This is a genomic window from Rhodanobacter thiooxydans (genome assembly GCF_030291135.1).
Taxonomy (GTDB): Bacteria; Pseudomonadota; Gammaproteobacteria; order Xanthomonadales; family Rhodanobacteraceae; genus Rhodanobacter; species Rhodanobacter thiooxydans_A.
In genome coordinates, this window is the sequence record NZ_CP127409.1 from 2746465 (window position 1) to 2770948 (window position 24484).

Here is a 24484-nt window from a genome sequence, read left to right on the forward strand (position 1 = left end):
ACGCAGCCGGCATGAGCTGCGCGGCTAAAACAATCCAATCCAAAGGTGGGGAGTGACGGAAATGAAGAACAAACAGTTGTCCAGACTGAGTCTTCCGGTGGCGATCGCCGCCATCCTGTTCTGCGGCGCCGTCATGGCCCAGGACACCACGTCGACACAGGCCAGCCAGGCGCCGGCGAAGAAGAGCGCGGCCCAGCAGAAGGCCGACGCCGCCAAGGCCAAGACCCTCGAACAGGTGGTGGTGACCGGCAACACCGCCACTGGTGGCCTGAAGAAGATCGACACGAGCTACTCGGTCACCACGGCCTCGGCCGAGCAGATCAAGATGGCCAACCCGAAGAGCACGGCGGACCTGCTGAAGATCTCGCCCGGCATGTGGCCGGAATCCACCGGCGGCCAGACCGGCGCCAACATCGAAATCGCCGGCTTCCCGGGCGGCGGCGACGCGCCTTATTTCAGCACCCAGTTGATGGGCTCACCGTTGTACGGCATGCCTACGCTATCGTTCTTCGAGACCACCTCGATCTTCCGCCTCGACGACACCGTCGACCGCGTGGAGATCCTGCAGGGCGGCCCGTCGGTGGTGTTCGGCGACGGCCAGATCGGCGCCACCGCGAACTTCATGCTGAAGACCGGCACCGACGTGCCCAGCGGCAGCGTCGGCGTCACCTACGGCAACGAGAACCTGCGTCGCGTGGACGGCTTCTTCGGCTTCCCGATCGCCGAGAGCTGGTACGGCAGCGTCGGCGGCTTCTGGCGCACCTCCGACGGCGTGCGCGACCCGCAGTTCGCCGCGGACAAGGGCGGCCAGCTCACCGCCACGCTGAGCCACGACAGCGACAACGGCACGATGACCCTGTACGCGCGCCAGCTCAATGACCGCAACCAGTTCATCACGCCGGTGCCGCTACTCCAGCACGGCACCGACCAGTTCAGCGCCTACCCCGGCTTCGACCCGCTGACCGATACCTACTACAGCAAGGCGATCCAGCACGTGCACCTGCCCGGCTACCCCGGCGGCGGCACCGACGCCAACCTGGCCAATGGCCGCGGCACCAAGTTCAGCTTCTTCGGCGGCAACTTCGACTACGACCTGGGCAACGGCTGGAACCTGTCGGACAAGTTCCTGCTCGACGGCGGCGACGTCGACACCAACGCGCTGTTCTCGGGCAACAACCCCGGCAGCATGAACGACATGCTGTACACCAATACCTCGAGCATGGGCGCCTTCAACCTGCCCGCCGGCTCGGCCACCGCCAGCTACGTGAACGGCGGCGGCATGGTCGACCCGAACCAGAGCGTGATCCACCAGGGCTGGTGGTACATCCACAAGCACCTGAAGAACATCAGCAACGACTTCCGCCTGAGCAAGGACCTCTTCGAGGGCAACACGCTCACCGCCGGCCTCTACCTGACCCACTACACCATGGACGACAAGTGGGCGCTGGGCAACCAGATGCTGATGACCAACACGCCCAACGCACAGCCGATCAAGGTCAGCTACGTCGACAACGGCCAGACCAAGTACCTCACCGACGGCCAGGGCTTCCTCGACTACGGCGGCTACAACATCGCCCAGCACGGCAGCGCCACCAACAAGGCGTTCTATCTGTCCGACGTGTGGCGCATCGGCAAGTGGCTGATCGACGCGTCCGGCCGCGTCGAGAACGAGAACGCCACCAACAACGTGTGCAACCTCACCAACATCGACCTCGACGGCAACCCGAACACGCTGTACGACAACAGCGTGCCGACGTGCAACGGCACCTACGCGAGAACCCGCTACGACAAGACCCACCCGTCGTGGACCGTCGGCGTGAACTACGAGCTGGCCGACAACATGAGCGTCTATGTCCGCGCCAACAAGGGCGCGCACTTCGGCGACTTCGACAACGCGCTGCGCGGCAACACCACCGGCAATACCCCGCCGCTGCAGAAGGTGCAGAACTTCGAGGGCGGCTTCAAGTACCAGTCCGACCTGTTCTACGCCGACATCAGCGTGTACCACCGCCAGTTCAACGGCCTGACCTACCAGCCCACCAACGGCCAGGGCGTGCCGGTCGGCGCGCAGGCGCTGTACGGCTCCGACTCCAAGGGCGTGAACCTCGCCGGCGCGGTCACGCCGTTCGAGAACTTCAAGCTGCAGGTGGTCGCCAACTATCTGGACGGCCACTACACGCACAACAACTCCTGTTTCCTGTTTACCGACCTCGTCAGCGGCTCCACCCAGTGCATCGGCATCAACGGCAAGCAGCTGCAGCGCCAGCCGAAGGTGCGCTACATGCTCACGCCGAGCTATCGCGTACCGTTCGACTGGGGCGACATTACCGCCTTCGTGACCTACACCCACGTCGGCCCGCACACCCAGGACCAGTCCGCCCTGCAACAGCTGGGTAGCTATGACACCTGGGACTTCGGCATCGTCGCCAACGTGCAGAAGAGCTGGCAGATCCGCCTGCAGGGCACCAACATGACCAACGAACTGGGCCTGACCGAGAGCAACTCGCGCATCTTCGGCTCCGCCGCCGGTACCGATGGCGTGATCCTGGCCCGCCCGATGGAAGGCCGCGAGGTCAACCTGACGGTGAAGTACCTGTTCTGAACCTGAGGTTGTTGCGTGGTGCGGTCCGGATCGAGCCTTCAGGGGGATCCGGACCGCGTCTTTCCCGTAGTGCGACGCCGTACCGCCGGAGGCGACATGAACCGAATCCGCATGATCGTCGCGCTGGCGCTGATCTACATGATCTTCGCGATCCTGCTCAACAGCGTCGGCACGGTGATCCTGCAGTCGATCGCCACCTTCGGCATCGACAAGCCCGCAGCCAGCGCGCTGGAACGCTACAAGGACCTCACCATCGCGGCCACCTCGTTCCTGGTCGCCTCGTTCCTGCCGATGTTCGGCTACCGGCGCTCGATGATGCTGGCGCTGGCCATCGTCGGCGGCGCCTGCGTACTGATGCCGCTCTACCCCAGTTTCCCTACCACGCGGCTGCTGTTCGCCTGCGTGGGTTTTTCATTCGCGCTGACCAAGGTCGCCGTGTATTCGTCGATCGGCCTGCTCACCGCCGACCGCACCGCGCACTCGCGCCTGACCAACACCATCGAGGGCCTGTTCATGGTCGGCGTGCTGGCCGGCAACTGGGTCTTCAGCGCCTTCATCGACCCAGCCAAACCGGGCGACCCGGCGTGGTTCAACGTGTACTGGCTGCTCGCCGGCGCCTGTGCGCTGACCATCGCGCTGCTGGCCACCGGTACCCTGGACGAAAGCGCCGCGCATGCGCAGGGGCACAACAACTCCTTCACCGACGCGATCATGGAGATGCTGCGCCTGTTCGTGCGTCCGCTGGTCTACGTGTTCCTCGCCTCGGCTTTCCTGTACGTGCTGATCGAGCAGAGTTTCGGTACCTGGCTGCCAACCTTCAACAACGAGATCCTGAAGCTGCCGAACGCGATGAGCATCCAGTTCGCCAGCATCCTCGCCGGCATGACCGCGCTGGGTCGCATCGGCGCCGGCGTCGTGCTCAAGCGGGTACGCTGGTACGTGCTGCTCAATGCGTGCGTGCTCGGCATGGGCGTGCTGGTGGTCGTGGTGCTGCCACTGGCGCGCGGCGTGGTGGCACGGCCAGACGTCGGCTGGTTCGACGCGCCGCTGGCGGCGTACCTGATCCCGCTGCTCGGCCTGCTGATGGCGCCAATCTACCCGGTGATCAATTCGGTGGCGCTGAGTTCGCTGCCCAAGCCGATGCACGCAGCGATGACCGGGCTGATCGTGGTGTTCTCCGCGCTCGGCGGCACGCTGGGCTCGTACATCACTGCCCGGGTGTTCGCCAGCTTCGACGGCATCCACGCGTTCTATTTTTCGCTGCTGCCGATGAGCCTGATCCTGGTCACGCTGTTCCTGTTCAAGCGCGAGACCGACCGTGCCGGCGTCGACGCGCCGCCGGCGATCGGACTTGCCGCCAAGTAGCCCACCGCCAGGAGCGACCATGAAGCCACACCACGCCACCCTCGCCGGCCTGTTCCTGTTCGCCGCCGCACTCGCCACACCCGCGCCCGCCGCCACCGACCCGAGCTTCCTGCTCACCGGCACCACGGCGAACTTCGACAGCTACTTCCCCAGCTACCTGGCCAACGGTTACTTCTCCACGATGACTTCGGTGCGCGGCACCGAGGGCAACCGCGCGTACATGGTCGCGTTCATGGATTACAAACCCGGCGACATCGCACGCCCTGCCGCGATCCCCGGCTGGAGCGAGATCGACTACAACCCCGGCGGCGGCTGGCTCAATTCGACCCGCATCGACAGCAAGATCTTCGCCGACTACGCGCAGACGCTGGACATGCACGACGGCACGCTCACCACGAGCTACCGCTTCGACTACGCGAACAAGTCGACCGACATCAAGGTCACCACCTTCGTCAGCCAGGCTTCGAACCATCTGGCGGCGACGCAGCTCTCCATCACGCCGCAGTTCGACGGCCCGGTGCAGCTGACTTTCCCGATCCGGCTATGGTCGGAGCATGCGCCGCGCTTTCCGATCGCCAGCATGACCGGCGACGAGATGATCGCGGCGGTGATCGCCAGCGGCCAGACGCTGGACAACAAGCCGGTGCCGACGCCCGACCGCGCCGCCGTGTGGTACCCCGGCTACACCCGCGTACTGGCCAGCGACGGCGACACGAAGGCGCTGACGCTGTGGCTGGACGGCCGCGCCGAACACGGCCTGACGATGGCCGAGGCGGCAGCGATCGGGCTGCCGCCGGGTCTCGCGATCGAAAGCGTGAAGCTGGAGAAAGGCCCGTACAAGCTGTCGCTCAACCTCGTCGCCAAGGTGCAAAAGGGCAGGACCTACACCTTCACCAAGTACATCGCCGCGTCGCGGCAGGACTGGGGTGGCAGTGCCCACGACAACGTGGCGCTGGCCCGTGCCGCGCGCAACAAGGGCTTCGCCGCGTTGCTCGCGGAACACCAGGCCGCCTGGCACGAGCTGTGGAAGTCCGACATCGTCGTCGATGGCGATCCGGCCGTGCAGCGCGCCGTGCATTCGGACCTGTACTACCTGCTGTCCAACTCCACGGTCGGCACGGCCTGGCCGATGGGCGCGTGCGCGCTGACTCCGGGCTACGCCGGCCACGCGTTCTGGGACAGCGATTCGTGGGTATTCCCCGCCCTGCTCCTGCTGCATCCCGAGCGCGCCAAACCGATCGTGATGTTCCGCGCACGCACCATGCAGCCGGCGCGCGAGCGCGCGAAGCAGTACGGCGTGAAGGGCACCATGTACCCGTGGGAAGCCGATCCAGAGACCGGCGTCGATAACACGCCGCACTTCGCCTATGGCGTGTTCCGCGAGATCCACGTCAATGCCGACATCGCGATCGCGCAGTGGCAGTACTACCTCGCCACGGGCGACGATGCCTGGCTGCAGCAGCACGGCTGGCCGGTGATCCGCGAGATCGCGCAGTTCTGGGTCAGCCGGGTCACCTACGACAAGAGTACGGACCGCTACGAGATCCACCACGTCACTTCGCCCGACGAGGCTTACGACGACGTGCCGAACGACTCGTTCACCAATGCCGCGGCACGCAAGTCGCTGCAGATCGCGATCAAGGCGGCGAAGCTCGTCGGCGAAACGCCCGATCCGCAGTGGGCCGCGATCGCCGCGAAGATGACCATCCCGTTCGACGAGAAGAACCAGCGCCATCTCGACTTCGACGCCTCGGTGCCGCACGACAAGATCACCTGGATGGGTTCGTCGCTGGCCTGGCTGATGTATCCGAACCTGGACCTGCCGATGTCGCCGCAGGTGCGCCGCAACGACTTCGCGTTCCAGTTGCACGAACTGAAGGTGCACGGCGACGACCCGAACGAGATGATGATGGTGATGCTCGCCGTCGGCGCAGCCGAACTGGGCGACGACAAGGGCGCCGGCGAGTGGATCCAGCGCAACCTGGTCGGCTTCCTGAAACCGCCGTTCAACGTGCGCACGGAAACCGTCGCCAACAACGCGGGCTACATCCTCGCGACCTCGGCCGGTTTCGTGCAGAGCTTCGTCTACGGACTCAGCGGCCTGCGCATCGAGGACGACGGCCTGGCCGAGGCGTATGCGCCGGTACTTCCGCCGGCGTGGCGCTCGCTGACCCTGAAGAACGTCGCGTTCCGCGGCAGGCATTACGATATCCGCATCGACCGCGGCGCCGATGGCAAGCCCCGGTTGCTCCGTGAGCCACGCTGAAACTGCCGTCGCACCATCCGGCATCGCGGCTGCGGCAACGATCCACCCGCCCGACAGCGCCTGCCGCACGCCCCCGCGACCGGCTTGTGGGCAGCCGCCTGCTGCATGGCCGGCCTTTGCCCCCCGGGCCGGGGCCGGGTATTCTCTGTCGTATCGTTTGCCACGCGCCGTGCCATGAATCCCCAGACCGTTTTGGTCATCGACGACGAACGCGACATCCGCGAACTGCTGACCATCACGCTGGGGCGAATGGACCTGCAGGTCGACGCCGTCGGCACCGTCGCCGAGGCACGCCGCGCACTGGCCGAACGCAGTTATGACCTTTGCTTCACCGACATGCGGCTGCCCGACGGCAGCGGCCACGAGATCATCGAGCTGATCTCCGCGGAACACCCCGACATGCCGGTGGCGATGATCACCGCCTACGGCAACGTCGACGCCGCGGTGAACGCGCTGAAGGCCGGCGCGTTCGACTTCGTCTCCAAGCCCGTCGACATCCAGATGCTGCGCGGGCTGGTACGCACCGCCCTGCGCCTGGCCGAGGAGAGGCGCAACGGCGCCGCCGCGGCGAAAACCGGCGACTCCGGCGACCGCCTGATCGGCGACTCCGCGGCGATGCAACAGGTGCGCGCCACCATCGGCAAACTGGCGCGCAACCAGGCGCCGGTCTACATCGCCGGCGAATCCGGCGTGGGCAAGGAACTGGTGGCGCGGCTGATCCACGAGCAGGGCCCACGCGCCAGCGGCCCGTTCGTGCCGGTCAACTGCGGCGCGATCCCGTCCGAGCTGATGGAAAGCGAATTCTTCGGCCACCGCAAGGGCAGCTTCACCGGCGCCAGCGCGGACAAGGAAGGCCTGTTCCAGGCCGCCCAGGGCGGCACCCTGTTCCTCGACGAGGTGGCCGAGCTGCCGCTGCACATGCAGGTGAAATTGCTGCGTGCAATCCAGGAAAAGGCGGTGCGCCCGATCGGCGGCCGCGACGAGATCCCGGTCGACGTGCGCATCCTGTCGGCCACCCACAAGAACCTCGGCCAGCTGGTCGAGCAGGGGCAGTTCCGCCAGGACCTGTTCTACCGCATCAACGTGATCGAGCTGCGCGTGCCGCCGCTGCGCGAGCGCCGCGGCGACGTGCCGCAGCTGTCCACTTTCATCCTCAAGGCGCTGGCCGGCAAGAGCGGCGAAAGCGTCGGCCAGCTATCGCCGTCCGCCCGCGACGCACTGGACGCGTATGAGTTTCCCGGCAACGTGCGCGAGCTGGAGAACATCCTCGAACGCGCGATGGCCATGTGCGACGGCAGCACCATCGAGGCGGCCGACCTGATGCTGCCGCAGCGCAGCGCGCGGTCGCCCCAGGAAGCGACGATACCGGGCCAGCCACCGGCGCCGGTCGCGGCGCCCGCCAGCGCGAACGGCGGCCTCGACGACTACATCAGCAACCTCGAGCGCACCGCGATCGTCAAGGCGCTGGAAGAATCGCGCTACAACAAGACCGCCGCCGCGCGCAAACTCGGCATCACCTTCCGCGCGCTGCGCTACAAGCTGAAGAAGCTCGGCATCGACTGAACTGCCGACAGCAGACGCGCGACGTTTCAGCGCCGTTTCGCAGGGCAGGCACTGCCCGCCCTGCATAACCCACCCTGCTCACACCGAACGGGTCGCCTCCACCGGCGGCACCGCGGCGGCGCGGCGAGCCGGGCCGAGCACGGCCAGCTGGCCAAGCAGCCACAGCACCAGCGCACCGACGCCGGGCACCCACAGCGGCATCCGCGGCAGTTCGTAGTGCGCCATCAGCGACAGGTTCGCGGCGATGCCGAGCGCCACGCCAAGCACGGTGCCAATGCCGACGATCAGCGCATTCTCGGCCTGGAAATAACCCAGGATGTCGCCGCGCGTCGCGCCCAGCGCACGCCGCACACCGATCGACCGGCGCCGCTGACCGACCCAGAAACTGCTCAAGCCCACGATGCCGCCGGCGGTCGCCAGCAGCAGCAAGACGCACATCGCGCCCATCATGATCGCCACGCCGCGATCGGTGGCGTACGCCTTCGTGCGTGCCTGCGCCAGCGTGACCACGCCGTCTTCCGGGCTGATCAGGCGCATGCGATTCTGCGCCAGCAACGCCGCCGGCGCCGACTGCAGCAACGCGGCCAGTCGGCCCGGTTGCGCACGCACCAGATAGACCACCCCGCCGGCATAGGCTGCCCCGTCGTCGGCACTGGCGTAACGCGCCGGCAGCAGCACCGTGTCCTCATCGATCGATCGCGTGCTGCTGCCCGCGTAGCTGCCTTGCAACCGGTCAACCACGCCGATGATGGTGCTCGGGCCGTCGTCCCTGAGATAAACGCGCTGACCCACCGCCGCGCCGCCCGGAAAAAGCTTGTGGGCCAGGTCGCGCGTGATGATGATGACGGCCGGCATCACCTTGTCGTACGGGCCGAGGCTGCCGATCTCGTCAGCGCGGAAGTTGCGGCCCGCTACCAGCGTGATGCCGAACGTATCGATCGCGTGCTCGTCGGCAAAATAGGACAGCGCCAGCTGCAGCTTCTTCTGCTCGACCTGCAGCTTGATGCGCACCAGCCCGCCGCCACCCTCTTCCATGGGATAGGCCTGGCTGGCAAACGCGTCGCGCACACCCGGCAGCTTGCGCAAGGTCACCAGGTCGGCCTGCATCTGCGCGTGAATATGCGGTACGTCCGGCTGGCCGACCCACTGGTTGTTGATTGCGAACAGATGCGCCTCGTCGGTACCGCTCGGACGCGACAGGTGCACCACCCGCGTCTTGACGATGAACAGTGCGTTGCTGACCACCGCCAGGGTCAGCGCGATCTGCAGCACGATCAGCGCCGTGGCCATCTTGTGCCGGCGCAGCGCGGCGAGGATCGGGCGCAGCTGCATGACCGCGTTCATCCGTTCACCTTCAGCTGCCACGCCGGCTGCACCTGAGCAGCGCGCCAGGTGGGATACAGCGCGGCGATCAGGCTGGCGAGTACGGCGACCAGCACGGTCAGCAGCAACAGCGACGCGTCCAGCCGCGCCAGCCGGGCAAGCTCCGGCTCGAACACCTTGCCGATGCCGGCCATGCCCAGCGCCGTCAGCAGCAGGCCCAACACACCGCCGGCCAACCCGATCACCGCCGCCTCGACCAGGAACTGGCGATAGATCGCCCCGCGCGACGCACCCAGCGCGCGACGCACGCCGATCTCCGGCGCACGGCGCATGAAGCGGGCCAGCATCAGGCCGACCACGTTGACGAGGCAGATCAGCAGGAAGCTTACCGAGACGATCAGCGACAGCGCCGACGACTTCGGCACCACTTTCATCACGTGCAGCCACTGCCCGACGTTGGACAAGCCCGTGTTCGGCGACCAGGCGAAGCGGCCGAGGCGTTGCTGCTCGGCCGCGTAGTTGCGCAGCCAGTCGCGGTAACGCGCCACGTCGGCACGCGCGGGCAGTTCCACCCAGGCCACGATCCACGCGCATTCGCTGCGCAGCACGCTGCTCCAGTCCGGCAGGTCGGGATCGACGGTATTCGTGCTGCAATAGAACTGCCCGGTGGTGGCCTTCCGCACATCGATGGCGCGACTGAACGGCAGGTAGAGCTGGCGCGGATGGCTGAAGGCGTAGAACGTGCTGGCCATGTCGAAATAGCGCGGGCGTGGCTCCCACTCGTCCAGCACGCCGACGATGCGGTAGACGTGCGCGTCCAGGTTGATCTCGCGGCCCACGCTGTCGGCGCCGCCGAACAGTTTCTGGTTGAGCGCGCTGCTGATCACGACGACCGCCGCGCGCTGGTCGTCGTCATGGGCCGACCAGCCGCCGCCGTAGCGGAAGCGCGCGTCGAACATCGCGAAGAAATCGCTGCTGACTGCATCGCCTTCCTGCGGCAACGGCTGCTGCCGCGCGTCGTCCGGCAGCACCGTCCACTTGCTGCCGTAGATCAGTACCTGCCGCTTTGCCTGCCGCGCGTGCAGCAGTGCCTGCGCATCGGTGTAGCTGAGCAGGATCGGCGGCTCGCCCTTCCAGTTGTGCGCCGGCCCGAAGTTGTCGATCTGCGGCACGAACAGCTGGCCGGATTTCCACGGGATCGGGTCGGCCGCGGCGACGCGGAACACGGCGAAGGTGACCATGCAGGTGGCCACGCCGCAACCCATCAACACCACCACGAGTGCGGTCAAGGCCTTGCTGCGCCGGCAACCGCGCAGGGCCAGATCGAAGTAATACGCCAGCATCCCGGTCCTGCCGATCACCGCGTCCGCACGACCCACGGATCAGCCGCCGTTGCCGGCGGCGCCCAGCGCCTTGCGCAGGGTGCGCAGCAGCAACTGGGTGGTGACCGGCTTGTCGACCACGTACAGGTGCTCCTGCATGGGCAGCTCGTGCAGGTCGGGCATGGCGCCGGGGTGGGTCAGCAGGATCACCGCGCCGGCGTAGCCCTGTTCGAGCAGCGCCGCCAGCGTGCGCACGCCGGTGAACAGGTTCATGTCCGCGTCCAGCACCACCAGGTCGGGCAGGCCGGCGGCCTCGATCCATTGCAGCGCGGCGGTGCCGCTCTGGCTGGCATGCGCCTGGTAGCCCCAGGCATCCAGCGTATCGACCAGCAGCGACAGCTGGCCGGCCTCTTCCACCACCACCAGCACCCGCTCGGCGGCGCCCTCCAGGTTGTCCTGGCCATCCGCCTGGCTGCTGTCGGCGACCGCGGCTTCCAGCGGGAAATACAGGTCGAAACGGGTGCCATGGCCCGGCTCGCTGGCTACCCGCATCACGCCACCGTGACTGCTGACGATGCGCTTGCACGAGAGCAGGCCGAGCCCGGTACCGGACTCCTTGGTGGTGAAGAACGGCTCGAACAGGCGCTCCCTCACCGCCGGTTCCATGCCCGGACCGTCGTCGATCACGCTGATGCACAGGTAGCAGCACTGCCGCGACGGCTCATCGGGCAGGAAGAAGTTCTCCGGCAGCTGCGCCCGCGCCGCCTCGACGCGCAGGTGGCCGCCGTCCGGCATCGCCTGGATCGCATTCAGGCACAGGTTGAGCAGGCACTGCTGCAGCTCGGTGTGGTTGCCCTCGAACGACAATTCCGGATCGTCGATCACCAGCTCCATTTTCACCGTGTGCGGCACGCTGCCCTGCATCAGCAGGTCGAACGCACTGAACAGCGCGCCCAGCCGCACCTGTTCCGCGCGGCGCGCGCCGCCGGCGAACGACAGCATCGAGTGCACCATGTCCAGGCCGCGCTTGCCGCAGTCGCGGACCAGCCGACCCAGTCGCGCCAGGCGTGGGTCGTCCTGGTAATCCTGCAGGCTGTCGCCGGCCAGCAGCAGTGGCTGCAGCAAGTTGCGCAGGTCGTGGCTGAGGCCACCGGCGAGCATCGCCAGGCTCTCGAAACGCTGGGCGCGGATCAACTCCGCCTCGGAGCGGCGACTGGCCCGGCGCGCCTCGGCCTCGCTCAGCGCGCGGCGTACCGCGCTGGCCAGCCGGGCCGGGTTCTGCTTCAGGATGTAGTCGGTGGCGCCGTTGCGCAGCGCCTCGATCGCCGCCTCCTCGCCCAGCGTGGCGGAGACGAAGATGAACGGCAGGTCCTCGTCGCGCTGGCGCAGCAGGTCGAGCGCATGCTGGCCGGAAAACCCCGGCATGCTGAGGTCCGACAGCACGATGTGCGGCTTGAATTCGTCCAGCGCCGCGAGGAAGCCCGGCTCGTCGTCGACCAGGCGCACCTCGTAGCCGATGTTGTCGGCATCGAGTTCGGCCAGCACCAGCTCGGCATCGAGCTGGCTGTCCTCGACCTGCAGCACCCGGATACTCGACATCGCCCGAAATTGCCTGTGTGGCATATGTTCCCCTGCTGCCCTGCCCGTCTCCGATGCCCGCATGCAGCCTGCCGGCTGGTGCGGATCGCCGCACTCCATTCGCTCATTCCTGTTCGGGCGCCTGGTTGAGCACCGCCCAGAACTGCCCCAGCGTGCGCACCGCCTCGAAGAACTGGTCCACGTCGACCGGCTTGATCACGTAGGCATTGGCGCCCAGGTCCCAACTGCGCGCCAGATCGCTTTCCTCGCGCGAGGAGGACAGGATGACCACCGGGATCCGCCGCAGCCCGCCGTCGCCGCGCATCGCGGTCAGCACGTCCAGCCCGTTCATGCGCGGCATCTTGATGTCCAGCAGCACCACCGCCGGATCGCCAGGCTCGCGCGAAGCCCACGCACCGCGACGGTGGAGGTAGTCCATGCACTCCACGCCGTCTTCCACGTGCACCACCGGATTGGCCAGGTGCGCCTCGCCGAGCGCGTCCATCGCCATCTCGGCATCGGCCACGCTGTCTTCCACCAGCAGGATGGTACGCAGGTCTTTCTTGTTCATGCTTCGCTCTCAGGTACGTGTGCCGGCCGCGTCGGTGGCCGGCAGCGAGAAATGGAAATGGGCGCCCCGCTCCGGCTCGGCCTCGGCCCAGACACGACCGCCGTGGCGCGCCACGATCCGTCGCACATTGGCCAGCCCGATCCCGTTGCCCGGGAATTCCGAGGCGCGATGCAGACGCTGGAACACGCCGAACAGCTTGTCCGCATACTGCATGTCGAACCCCGCGCCGTTGTCGCTTACCGTGAATTCGTATTCGCCGTTGCGGCCCTGCCGCACGCTCACCGCGATGCGCGCCACCTCGCAATGCCCGGTGTACTTCACGGCATTGCCGAGCAGGTTCTGCCATACCGTGCGCAGCATGTTCTCATCGCCGATCACCATCGGCAACGGCGCGATGGTCCACACGATACGCCGACCCGACACGCCCGATTCGGCCAGCGCGCGGGCCTCGTCGACCAGTGACTGCATGTCCACCGCCTGCAGCCGCAACGCACCGCGGCCGAGCCGCGAGAACACCAGCAGGTCGTCGATCAGCACGGCCATGCGTTGCGCCGAACTGGCGATCACCTCGATGTAGTGGGCGGATTTCTCGTCGACCTGCTCGCCCAGGTGCTGCTCCAGCTTGCGCGCGAAGCCGGCGATGTGGCGCAGCGGCGCGCGCAGGTCGTGCGACACCGAATAGCTGAACGCCTCCAGCTCGCGGTTGACGTCGGAAATCTGCGTGACCTTGCCTTCCAGCTGCCGGTTGAGTTCGTTCACCTGCTGCTCGGCCAGCGCGCGCGTGGTGACGTCGCTGACCGTCAGCAGCAGCGCGGGCATGCCGCCGTCCTGTTGCTGCAGCCGGCGTGCATTGATCACCACGTGCCGGTCGATGCCGTCGACGGTGCGCTGGACCACCTCGTAGTCCCACAGTTCGCGATCGCGCAGCAGTACGTCGTTCAGGCGCTGCAGCAGCACGCCGTCGCTCCAGGCACCTTCGCCGATCTGCACCAGCGGCTGGGAGCGTCGCCCCGGGTCCACCCCGTACAACTCGCCGAAGGCGTTGTTCACCAGCAGGCTGTTCAGGTTCTCGTCGAACAGTGCGATCGGTTCGCGCACCGCCTGGAAGATCAGTTGCGTGCGCATCACCGCGCGACCCTCGCGGGTCTCGGCCAGCTGGCGCCGGCCGATCTGCCGCTCGGAGGCGATCACGATGATGACCAGCAGCAGGAGCTGCGCCAGCGCGGTGATCGACAGCACGATGCGTCCATTGAGGGACTGTCGCGTAGCCGCCGCCTGGCGCTGCTGCAGCAGGCCATCCTCGATCTGCACGATGCCGGCGATCTGTGCATTCATGCCGAACAGGTCGTCGGCGTCGCGCAGCGACTGCCGGGCGCCGCCCGAATTGCCCTGCCGCAGCCGGTCCAGCGCCTGGTTCATCAGGGTGACGCGGCCGTTGGCGCTGCTGGCCAGCGAGCCCATCAGGGTCTGCTGATCGGCGTTGTCGCGCGTCATCCGGCGCAGCTGCTGCAGCAACGGCGGCACTTCCTTGCCGACCCGCTCCGCGCGCGCATGCGTGGCCGCGTTCACGTCACCCGCCAGCAGCCGGTAGGTGGCCGCCTCGCTGTCATGCACGATATAGGCGATCCGGTACGCCAGCGACTTCACCTCGGTTGAGCGGACCACCCACTCGGCAGCCTGCTCTGTGTCGCGTGACCCCTGCAGCGTGACGATGTACGGCAGGCCGACGATGATCAGCATCGCCAGCAGCAGGCCGACGGTACGCCAGCGCATGATGCCCCTGGTTTTCATGCCGCTCGCCACATCGGCAGGCCCACGGTGAAGGGTTCCCGCTGCATTCTGGCATGTTTCATCCGCGCGTCGTCGATGCCGCGAAAGTGGCGCTCATTCACCGTAGCGGCTCATCGCGGCCGGCCGGGCCACCGCCGCGCTGCCCCATGCCCGATTCGGTTCGGCCTGCATGCTGAAATGCAGCTCGCCACCGGCCACGATCTCGCCGTGGCGCAGGTACGTGCGATCCAGCGGCTTGCCGTTCAGGGTCACCGCGCCGACGTAGGGGTGCGCGTCGTCCAGCGGCGACGCGCTGATCGTGAACGTGCGGCCGTGGCCCAGGTGGAGCGAGGCGCGCGCCACGAACGGCCGGCCGATCGCGTACTCGTCGCTGCCCGGTGTCACCGGGTAGAAGCCCAGCGCGGTGAACACGTACCAGGCCGACATCTGGCCGAGGTCGTCGTTGCCGCTGAGGCCGTCGGGGCGCGGCGCGTACTGGCTGTCCATGATCTGCTTCAGCCTGGCTTGCGTCTTCCACGGCGCGCCGGCGTAATCGTAGAGATACGCGATGTGGTGGCTGGGCTCGTTGCCGTGCGCGTACCAGCCGATCAGCCCGGTGATGTCCTCGACATGCTTGAAGTGCGACGGGTCGACTTTCGCCTCGAACAGCGCGTCGAGCTTGGCCACGAACTTCGCGTCACCGCCCATCGCGCCGATCAGCCCCGCCACGTCCTGCGGCACGTACCACGAGTACTGCCACGCGTTGCCCTCGGTGAAGTCGCTGCCGTAGCCCGCAGCCGTGGGATCGAACGGCTCGCGGAACGTGCCGTCGGCGAGCCGGGCGCGCATGAAGCCGGTCTTCGGGTCCCAGGCGTTCTTCCAGTTGCCGGCGCGCTTTTCGAAGGTGGCCGCGATATCGGTCTTGCCCATCGCCTGCGCCATCCGCGCCAGCGACCAGTCGTCGTAGGCGTACTCCAGCGTCTTGGAGGCGGCCTCGGGCTCCTTGTCGATCGGCACGTAGCCGAGCTTCATGTAGTCGGCCAGGTCGCCGTACGGGCCGTAGCTGGCGCTGGCCACCATCGCCGCCAGCGCCTTGTCCGCGTCGAAGCCACGCACGCCCTTGACGTAGGCGTCGGCGATCACCGGCACCGCGTGGTAGCCGACCATGCACCAGGTTTCCAGCCCCTGGTACGCCCACACCGGCAGGATGCCGAACGGGCTGGCCTCGCGCGCGGCGATCAGCGAGCGGATGAAGTCGGTGCTGCGCCCGGGATTGAGCAGCACCATCAATGGCTGTTGCGCGCGGTAGACGTCCCACAGCGACCAGGTGGAATAAAACTCGAAGTCGTCCGCGCGATGCACCGCGTGATCGGGCCCGCGGTACTCGCCGTTGACGTCCATGCTCAGCGTGGGCGACAGCATGGCGTGGTACAGCGCGGTGTAGAACTGCGTCTTCGCGGTCTTCGGCGCATCGACGTCGATCACCGCCAGCGCCTGGTCCCAGGCGGCTTTCGCCTCGGCGCGGCGCGCGTCGAAATCCCAGCCCGAACCATCCTTGTCCAGGTTGGCGATCGCATTCGCCTCGCTGACCGGCGAGATCGCCACTTTCACTTCCAGCGGCCGCTTCAGCTGGCCGAAGTCGAACACGCCGACCAGCGCGCGGCCGCCCTGCGCATCGCGGTCCTCGATCTGGTTGCCCGGCCCCTTGAAGCCCTTGTAGGTGATGTCGGTCTCGCGGTTGTACAGCTCGCGCGAGGTCATCGGCTGCGAGAAGCGCATGGCGAAGCACAGCTCGCGCCCCGGCGCCCAGCCGCGGGTGGTGCGGCAGCCGGTGACGCTGCCGTCCGCATGCACGCGCAGGCTGGCCCACAGCACCTTCCCCGGGTAGTCGTAGATGCTCGGACGCAGGTCCAGCAGCACGTGCGCCGGCTTGCCGGCCGGGAAGGTGTAGCGATGCCAGCCGATGCGGCGCCCGGCGGTGAGTTCGGCGCGCACGCCGTAGTCGCTCAGCGTCACCGCGTAGTAACCGGCCTGCACCACTTCGCTGTCGTGCGAGAAACGCGAACGGTAGCCGCTGCCCGGCTTCGCCGGATCACCCGGTTCCAGCCGCACGTCGCCAGCGATCGGCATCACCAGCACATCGCCCAGGTCCGAATGGCCGGAGCCGGAGAAGTGCGTGTGCGAGAAGCCCAGGAGGCTGCTGTCGCCGTACTGGTAGCCGGCGGCCCACTTGTAGGCGTGCTTGAAGTCGGGCATCGCGGTGTCCGGCGACAGCTGGATCATGCCGAACGGCACGGTGGCGCCGGGAAAGGTGTGGCCATCGCCGCCCGTGCCGATACGCGGGTCGACATCGGCCGCATGTCCGCTCGAGGCCAGCGCCGGTGCGCAGGCCAGGAGCCCCAGCAGGGCGAGCAGCATCGTGGTGGTACGGGACATGGACTTCCTCCGTTGGCCGGGTGCAAGGCGTCGAAGGTAGCACCGCCGGCGGCATGCTGCGGCGCGTGATCGGCGTTTCGGTAAAAATGGTTACATTGGCGCGGCGGCACATCCTTCGCTCGATCCCGTCCCACCCTCGACCACCCTCGGAACCGGAATACCGCCATGGCCCTTGCCGCTGCACCGTCCCCCACGCCTGCGCCCACGCCGGACCACCACACCGGTCACGAGCCTTACACCAGCCATCCGACGGCGCTGGGCGTGCTCACCACGATATTCTTCATGTGGGGCTTCCTCACCTGCCTCAACGACATCCTGATCCCGCACCTGAAGTCGATCTTCCAGCTCAACTATGCGCAGGTGATGCTGGTGCAGTTCACCTTCTTCGGCGCGTACTTCCTGATGGCGCTGCCGGCCGGCCGACTGGTCGCCGCGCTGGGCTACAAGAAGGGCATCGTGGCCGGGCTGGCGATCGCCGGCGTCGGCGCGCTGGGCTTCTGGCCGGCCGCCGGGCTGCACCTGTACCCGGCCTTCCTCGGCGCGCTGTTCGTGCTGGCCACCGGCATCACCGTGCTGCAGGTGGCGGCCAATCCGTACGTGGCCCTGCTTGGCCCGGAGAAGACCAGCTCCAGCCGGCTGACCCTGGCGCAGGCGCTGAACTCGTTCGGCACCTTCCTGGCGCCGTGGTTCGGCGGCCTGCTGATCCTGTCCAACGTGGTGAAGAGTCCGACCGAGCTGGCCGCGCTGGAACCGGCGCAGCGCCTGCTCTACGACACCCAGCAGGCGCAGGCGGTGCAGGGGCCGTACATCGGCCTGGCGGTGGTGCTGTTCCTGCTGGCGGTGTTCGTGTGGCTGTTCCGCCTGCCGGCGCTGAGCGAGGCCACCGACAAGGGCGACCATGCGCGCCACAGCTTCGCCGAGGTGCTGCGTCACCCGCACGTGCTGTTCGGCGTGCTCGGCATCTTCTTCTACGTCGGCGCCGAAGTGTCGATCGGCAGCTTCATGGTCAACTACCTGTCGATGCCGGAGATCGGCCACCTGAGCGAGCAGCAGGCGGCGAAGTACGTGTCCTGGTACTGGGGCGGGGCCATGGTCGGCCGCTTCCTCGGCTCGGCGCTGATGGCGAAGTTCTCGCCGCGCAAGCTGCTGGCGACATTCGCCGCGATCAACGCGCTGCTGGTGCTGACCACCATGTCCAGCAGTGGTGCCCTGGCGATGTACAGCATCATCGCGATTGGCCTGTTCAACTCGATCATGTTCCCCACCATCTTCGCGCTCGGCATCGAGCGGCTGGGGCCGATGACCAGCAAGGCGTCCAGCCTGCTGATCATGGCCATCGTGGGCGGCGCGATCATCCCGCCGCTGCAGGGCCTGTTCGCCGACCACATCGGCCTGCAGCACGCGTTCTTCCTGCCGCTGCTGTGCTACCTGTACATCGTGTTCTACGGCCTGAGCGGCTCGCGCATCCGCAGCCTGCCGACGCCGGACGCCAGCGGGATCCATTGACATGCCGACACGGCCCATCCTGTGCTTCGGTGAGGCACTGATCGACCTGCACGCCGACGGCTTCGACGACCATGGCTTCGCCACCCGTTTCGTGCCATTCGCCGGCGGCGCACCGGCCAACGTGGCGGTCGCCGCGGCGCGGCTCGGCGGGCAGGCCCGCTTCGCCGGCATGCTCGCGCGTGACCGCTTCGGCGACTTCCTGCTCGACAGCCTGCAGCAGGCCGGCGTCGGCACCGCCGACGTGGTGCGCACCGACGCGGCGAACAGCGCGCTGGCCTTCGTCACCCTGGACGCGCACGGCGAACGCAGCTTCGCCTTCTACCGCGACAACACCGCCGACCTGCTGTTCCGGCCGACCGACTTCCACGCCGACACCTTCCGCGACGTCGCCGTGTTCCACGTCTGCTCCAACAGCATGACCGACCCGGCGCTGGCCGCCGCCACCCGCGAAGGCATGCAGCGCGCGCACGGCGTCGGCGCACTGGTCAGCTTCGACCTCAACCTGCGCCCCGCGCTGTGGCCAGCCGGCAGCGACCCGCACCCGCTGCTGTGGCCGGCGTTGCACCTGGCCGACGTGGTGAAGTTCTCCGCCGAGGAATTCGCCTGGCTGGCGATCGACGGCGAGCAGGCCGCGCTGGACCGGCTGTGGCTGGGCCGCGCCCGGCTGGTGGTGGTGACCGACGGCGCCAAACCACTGCGCTGGTTCCACCCCGACGCCGAAGGCGAGCTGCCGGGCTACGCGGTCGCCGTGGTTGATTCCACCGCCGCTGGCGACGCCTTCATGGGCGGCCTGCTGTGCTGCCTGGCCGAGCTGGAGTCCACCCCGAACCGGCTCGACCGCCTGGTCGCCGCGATGCCGCGGCTGCACGCGATGCTGCGTTTCGCCGCTGCCTGCGGCGCACTCACCGTCACCCGCCGGGGCTCGTTCGCCGCGATGCCGCGCGGCGCCGAGGTGCTGGCCTTCATGGAACAGCAGGCATGAATGCCACTCCCGACTTTCGCTCCGCCGCTTTCCTGCGTGCGCACATCGCGCAAACGATGGCGTTCTACCACCCGCGCGCGATCGACCCGGACGGTGGTTTCTTCCACTACTTCCGCGACGACGGCACGATCTACGAGCGCAGCCACCGTCACCTGGTCAGCAGCACCCGCTTCGTCTTCAACTATGCGATGGCGGCAATCGAATTCGGCGACGACGCGGCGCTTCGACGCGAGTACCTCGACGCCGTCCGCCACGGCCTGCGCTACCTGCGCGAGGTGCATCGCAATCCGGCCAGCGGCGGCTACGCCTGGACCATCCGCGACGGCCAGCCGGAAGACCGCACCAACCATGCCTACGGCGTGGCCTTCGTGCTGCTCGCCTGCGCCAGCGCGGTGAAGGCCGGCATCGACGAAGCGGCCGCATGGATGGACGAAACCTGGCAGTTGCTCGAACGGCACTACTGGGACGCCGACGCCGGGCTGTACCGCGACGAGGCCGATGCGAACTGGCACTTCAGCGACTACCGCGGCCAGAACGCGAACATGCACCTGTGCGAGGCGTTGCTGGCCGCCTACCAGGCCAGCGGCGAAGCGCGCTACCTCGACCGCGCGTACACCCTCGCCGACCACATGACCCGCCGCCAGGCCGCGCTGGCCGGCGGCCTGGTGTGGGAACACTACGACCGCGACTGGGCCATCGACTGGAACTACCACCGCGACGATCCGAAACACCTGTTCCGCCCATGGGGCTTCCAGCCCGGCCACCAGACCGAATGGGCCAAGCTGCTGCTGATCATGGAACCGCTGCTGCGCGCACGCGGTTCCGCACCGGACTGGCTGCTGCCCACCGCGCGGCAGCTGTTCGACACCGCGCTGGCCCGCGCCTGGGACCGCGAGTACGGCGGCCTCTGCTACGGCTTCGCGCCGGACGGCCGCGTCTGCGACGACGACAAGTACTTCTGGGTGCAGGCCGAATCGCTGGCCGCCGCCGCGCGGCTGCACGCGCGCACCGGCGAGGCCGCCTATGACGATTGGTACGGGAAGTTGTGGGCGTATGCATGGCAGCATCTCGTCGACCATCGCCACGGCGCCTGGTACCGCATCCTCACCCGCGACAACCGCAAGTACAGCGACGAGAAAAGCCCGGCCGGCAAGACCGACTACCACACCATGGGCGCCTGCCACGACGTGCTGGCGCTGTTGCGCGCCGGCGGCCAGCCGTAATCCACCACCCTCCCCAAGGCACTGCACGATGAAGTTCGCGATTTCCCTCGCCATCACGGCCACCACGCTGCTGGCCGCGCCCGCATTCGCCGCCGACAGCACTGCCTCGCGCTTCGATCCGCTGCAGACCTTCGCCCCGTACAGCTACCCGCAACCGGCCACCGCGTATCGCTCGGCCAGCGGCAAGCCCGGCCCGCTGTTCTGGCAGAACCGCGCCGACTACACGATCAACGCCACGCTCGACCCGGCCACCCGGCAGCTGCGCGGCAGCGAGGTGATCAGCTACACCAACCACAGCCCCGACGCACTCGACGTGCTGTGGTTGCAGCTGGACCAGAACCGCTATCGCCGCGACGCCCGCGGCGCGTTCACCAGCAAGTTCCCCACCGAGTTCACCGACGGCTACCAGATCGCCTCGGTGGAAGTGGAAGACGCGCACGGGAACAGGCAGCCGGTGAAATGGCTGGTTTCCGACACGCGCATGCAGGTGCAGCTGCCCGCGGCGCTGCAGGGCAACGGCGGCAAGCTGCGCCTGCACGTCGCCTGGAGCTACACCGTGCCCGGCGAATTCGGCGGGCGCACCGACGTCAACCCCAGCAAGAACGGCGAGATCTTCGAGATCGCGCAGTGGTACCCGCGCATGGCCGTCTACGACGACCTGCGTGGGTGGGACACCGCGCCCTACCTCAACAGCGAGTTCTACCTGGAATACGGCGATTTCGACTACGCGATCACCGTGCCGTGGGACATGATCGTGGCTGGCTCGGGCGAACTGCTGAACCCGCAGGACGTGCTGACGAAGACCGAGCAGCAGCGGCTGGAGCAGGCGCGCCACAGCGACAAGACCGTGATGATCCGCAGCGCGGCTGAAGTCACCCAACCGTCCAGCCGTCCAAAGCAGGACGGCACGCTGACCTGGCACTTCGCGATGCACAACACCCGCGACGTGGCGTTCGGCGCCTCCAGGGCCTTTGTGTGGGACGCGGCGCGAATCAACCTGCCCGCAGGCAAGAGCGCGCTGGCGATGTCGGTCTATCCCGCCGAAAGCGGCGGCGACGCTGCCTGGGGCCGCGCCACCGAATACCTCAAGGCCTCCACCGAATACTTCTCCAGGCAGTGGTATCCGTACCCCTGGCCGGTGGCGATCAACGAGGCCGGCACCGCCGGCGGCATGGAGTATCCCGGCATCACCTTCGACCACAAGCTGGCCAAGGGCAGCAAGCTGCACATGGTGATCGCACACGAGATCGGGCACATCTGGTTCCCGATGATCGTGGGCAGCAACGAACGCCGCGACGCGTGGATGGACGAAGGCTTCAACACCTTCATCGACGTCTACGAGGCAGACGCGTTCAACCACGGCGAGTACGCGCCCAAGCGCGACAGCGAATACGCACCGGGCAAGGGCAACCCGGCCGACGAGATCGCCGCGGTGCTGGCCGATCCCGCCGCGCCGGCCCTGCTCAACGGCGCCGACATGACGCCGGAGAAGTACCGCCACCCGATCAGCTACTTCAAGGGCGCGTTCGGCATGGTGCTGCTGCGCGAGCAGATCATCGGCCCGGAACGCTTTGATCCCGCCTTCCGCCGCTACATCGCCACCTGGGCGTACAAGCACCCCAGCCCGTCGGACTTCTTCCGCTTCATGGAAAGCGAGACCGGCGAGGACTTGGGCTGGTTCTGGCGCGGCTGGTACGAACACAACTGGCAGTTCGACATGGCGGTGCAGAAAGTCGCGCCGATCGACGGCAACTGGAGCCACGGCGCCGAAGTCACCGTGGCCAACCTGGACCGGCTGGTGCTGCCGGCCACGCTCGAAGTGACCTATGACGACGGCAGCAAGCAGGATGTCCGCGTGCCGGTGGAGACCTGGCAGCAGCACCGCAGCTACGTGGTGCGCGTGGCCGGCACGCGCAAGGTAGTCTCAGCCACCATCGACCCGGCGCATGCGCTGCCGGACGCGCTGCGCGCGAACAATACGCTGCAGGTGAAATAGAGCCCGGGCTTTGCGTCCTCCCCTGCTCGCAGGGGAGGGCCACGAATTGTCCCTGACACCTTTTCCTCGCCACCATCGGCCGTGCTTGCCGGCACCGGCTCCGGGTGAGAGCATCGCTGCATGGTCGCCGCCTCCGGGAAAGGCTGCAGAATTAGGCTGCAGGTATAGGCGGCGCGAGCAGGGGAAGTCGTTGATTCGTGTAGAAGGTTTCCGGCACCCGTGGCCCGCTTTATTGGGTTAGGCTGCGGGATTAGGCTTCATTCAACAATCGAATTTAAGTTAGGCATCATGATCACAACTCATCGTGAGATTGTTGATTACTGGTCCGGGCACCAAGATGAGTGCGGCTTGTCTGTCGACTGGGCAGAGGCAGAAAAGCTATGTTGGCGCTGCGCTCACAAACGCATGCTTCAGCGATGTCATATGGTTCCAAGATCTCTAGGCGGTTCCGACACCCCCGATAATCTTGTATTGCTTTGTGCCCAATGCCACGCTGAGGCACCAAACGTCGCTGATCCTTCCTTCATGTGGGTTTGGCTCCGAGCTCATGCAGTGCCGTTCTACGGAACCTATTGGCAAGAGCGAGGCTTTCGCGAGTACGAGCTGATCTTCGGAGAGAAGCCCTTTGCGGGACTTGAACCAACTGATGAGCTTCTGCAAAAAGCAAGGTCCATCCTCAAAGACCTGTTCCGTAAAACCAGCACACACTGGGGACAGGGTAAGATTAATCCCGCAACGGTGGCATGGGTGCTTCGCCAAGTTGATCAAGCGGCGCGGCATGATGCCTAACCATTCGTTCAAGGCGAACGGCTTCGCCGCCGCTTAACTCCAGCGTTAGCGCTTATGACAACCTACGGGATCCTTGCGTTTCTCCTCATAGGCCCCTTGGCCTCGCCGAGCTTCGTCCTAGATCCACATCCCAATATGCACGGCATGGACATGGCAGGCTACGAACATTATCTGGGCCACCCGATCGTTTCTGGTGCTTATCGCATTGGTGGCGAGGGTGATTTGTATATTTCGCTAGATCGCAAAGCATCTCAAGCCTTCCCTCATTCTGGAGGCCAGTCCATAGTCATCTATGTCGGTGATAGTGCTGGTGTCACCTTAAAAAAGCTTGGTATAACGCATGCGGCACAAGCGATCGACATGGATCACTTCTGCGGCTTGATCGGACATGCAACGGTTGAGCTGTCGGGGGTTTGGACGGGGATCGTTGCAGATCGCCGTGAGTACCAATCTGATCTAGTTCGAGTCATTTCCAAGACACCAGCCCATCTTGAGGGCTGTTCTGGTGTGGTGCGGTGAGCGCTAACCACTCGTTCAAGGCGGACGGCTTCGCCGCCGCTTAACTCAAGCGTTAGTCGGTAGCTCGTGGTGGTTCTTCGTTGCACGCGTTTCGCCCAGCTTCGCGCTGGCTTGTCATCCGTCGCCGCAGCAGCTTTTGGCGCAGCGTCGTCGCAAGTCCTCAGCTTTCAGAGCTGGTCGGGAAAGGTGTCAGGGACAATTCCAGGCGTGCCAGCGTCATGGCCATTGACTCAGCAGCCAAGGCCCACGGACTCACCCGCGACCCAAAAACTCCCAAGCCCGAACCTCCCAAGCCTTGCGCGCGATGCCCGAGACGTTGCACGCAAGACTCCGCGCTTGCCGTTCAACCCCCAGACCTTCGCGTCCAGCCCTCACGACCTGGCAGCGACAAGGTCCGGAGCGCCGCAGGCGAAGCCTTCCGGGTTGGCCACGAAAGTTTTTCAGCCGCACGCGACTGTTTGACCCTCGCATTCGCAGTCGATGACCTTCGCGGTCCGAGGCTTTCGGCCTTGCGCTTCGGAGTTTTTCGCTTGCGGGCAGAGGTGGATCGGTTGCGCGCGAAGGTCGTCGGGTTGCGCGCCAAGCGGAAACCGCTGCGGACGGAGTCCAGGCTGTTGCAGGCGAGGGTGGAGAACGTCGCGGGCGGAAGCGGCGGAGTGGCCATGGATGGCCA

Annotated in this window: 16 protein-coding genes; 10 read left to right on the top strand and 6 right to left on the bottom strand. The window is 66.8% G+C overall.

Going from position 1 to position 24484, the window contains the following annotated elements:
• Positions 1–61: 61 nt before the first annotated feature.
• The 4 genes from QQA13_RS12750 (at position 62) to QQA13_RS12765 (ending at position 7796) form a co-directional block, all read left to right on the top strand.
• Positions 62–2602, top strand: a complete 2541-nt coding sequence (locus QQA13_RS12750) for a TonB-dependent receptor (RefSeq protein WP_108470910.1) — start codon at positions 62–64, stop codon at positions 2600–2602.
• Between the two features lie 96 nt (positions 2603–2698).
• Entirely contained in the window at positions 2699–3967 is a 1269-nt protein-coding gene (locus QQA13_RS12755) for an MFS transporter (RefSeq protein ID WP_234411279.1), read from the top strand.
• A 19-nt stretch (positions 3968–3986) separates the two neighbouring features.
• Positions 3987–6233, top strand: coding sequence for a glycosyl hydrolase family 95 catalytic domain-containing protein (locus tag QQA13_RS12760; RefSeq protein WP_108470912.1), 2247 nt, complete (start codon positions 3987–3989; stop codon positions 6231–6233).
• Positions 6234–6407: 174 nt separating this feature from the next.
• A complete protein-coding gene (locus QQA13_RS12765) occupies positions 6408–7796 on the top strand; it encodes a sigma-54-dependent transcriptional regulator (RefSeq protein WP_108470913.1) in 1389 nt (462 codons plus the stop codon).
• A gap of 78 nt (positions 7797–7874) precedes the next feature.
• On the opposite strand, the gene QQA13_RS12770 is transcribed toward QQA13_RS12765, so the two are convergent.
• From QQA13_RS12770 to QQA13_RS12795, 6 genes are all read right to left on the bottom strand, one after another.
• A complete protein-coding gene (locus QQA13_RS12770) occupies positions 7875–9140 on the bottom strand; it encodes an ABC transporter permease (protein WP_108470914.1) in 1266 nt (421 codons plus the stop codon).
• Positions 9137–10462 carry an ABC transporter permease gene (locus QQA13_RS12775; protein WP_108470915.1) on the bottom strand — a complete coding sequence of 442 codons (1326 nt, stop codon included), beginning with the start codon at positions 10460–10462 and terminating at the stop codon, positions 9137–9139. The genes QQA13_RS12770 and QQA13_RS12775 overlap by 4 nt, the downstream gene beginning before the upstream one ends.
• A gap of 39 nt (positions 10463–10501) precedes the next feature.
• The gene (locus QQA13_RS12780) at positions 10502–12040 is read right to left on the bottom strand and encodes a hybrid sensor histidine kinase/response regulator (RefSeq protein ID WP_108470916.1); all 1539 of its coding nucleotides are present in this window, start codon (positions 12038–12040) and stop codon (positions 10502–10504) included.
• 103 nt (positions 12041–12143) lie between these two features.
• Positions 12144–12590: a response regulator gene (locus tag QQA13_RS12785; RefSeq protein WP_108470917.1), complete on the bottom strand. Its 447-nt coding sequence runs from the start codon at positions 12588–12590 to the stop codon at positions 12144–12146.
• A gap of 9 nt (positions 12591–12599) precedes the next feature.
• Entirely contained in the window at positions 12600–14363 is a 1764-nt protein-coding gene (locus QQA13_RS12790; RefSeq protein ID WP_286042139.1) for a sensor histidine kinase, read from the bottom strand.
• Between the two features lie 111 nt (positions 14364–14474).
• Positions 14475–16796 (bottom strand): GH92 family glycosyl hydrolase, encoded by a 2322-nt coding sequence (locus QQA13_RS12795; protein ID WP_108470919.1) that lies wholly within the window; start codon positions 16794–16796, stop codon positions 14475–14477.
• A gap of 165 nt (positions 16797–16961) precedes the next feature.
• Here QQA13_RS12795 and fucP point away from each other — a divergent pair, with 165 nt between their 5' ends.
• The 6 genes from fucP (at position 16962) to QQA13_RS12825 (ending at position 23811) form a co-directional block, all read left to right on the top strand.
• Entirely contained in the window at positions 16962–18302 is a 1341-nt protein-coding gene (fucP, locus tag QQA13_RS12800; protein WP_108470920.1) for an L-fucose:H+ symporter permease, read from the top strand.
• 1 nt (position 18303) lies between these two features.
• Positions 18304–19284, top strand: a complete 981-nt coding sequence (locus tag QQA13_RS12805) for a carbohydrate kinase family protein (protein WP_108470921.1) — start codon at positions 18304–18306, stop codon at positions 19282–19284.
• Positions 19281–20507: an AGE family epimerase/isomerase gene (locus QQA13_RS12810; protein WP_108470922.1), complete on the top strand. Its 1227-nt coding sequence runs from the start codon at positions 19281–19283 to the stop codon at positions 20505–20507. The genes QQA13_RS12805 and QQA13_RS12810 overlap by 4 nt, the downstream gene beginning before the upstream one ends.
• 28 nt (positions 20508–20535) lie before the next feature.
• Positions 20536–22503 carry a M1 family aminopeptidase gene (locus QQA13_RS12815; RefSeq protein WP_108470923.1) on the top strand — a complete coding sequence of 656 codons (1968 nt, stop codon included), beginning with the start codon at positions 20536–20538 and terminating at the stop codon, positions 22501–22503.
• 219 nt (positions 22504–22722) lie between these two features.
• A complete protein-coding gene (locus QQA13_RS12820) occupies positions 22723–23292 on the top strand; it encodes an HNH endonuclease (protein WP_159082163.1) in 570 nt (189 codons plus the stop codon).
• A 150-nt stretch (positions 23293–23442) separates the two neighbouring features.
• A complete protein-coding gene (locus QQA13_RS12825) occupies positions 23443–23811 on the top strand; it encodes a hypothetical protein (protein ID WP_159082164.1) in 369 nt (122 codons plus the stop codon).
• Positions 23812–24484: the final 673 nt, after the last annotated feature.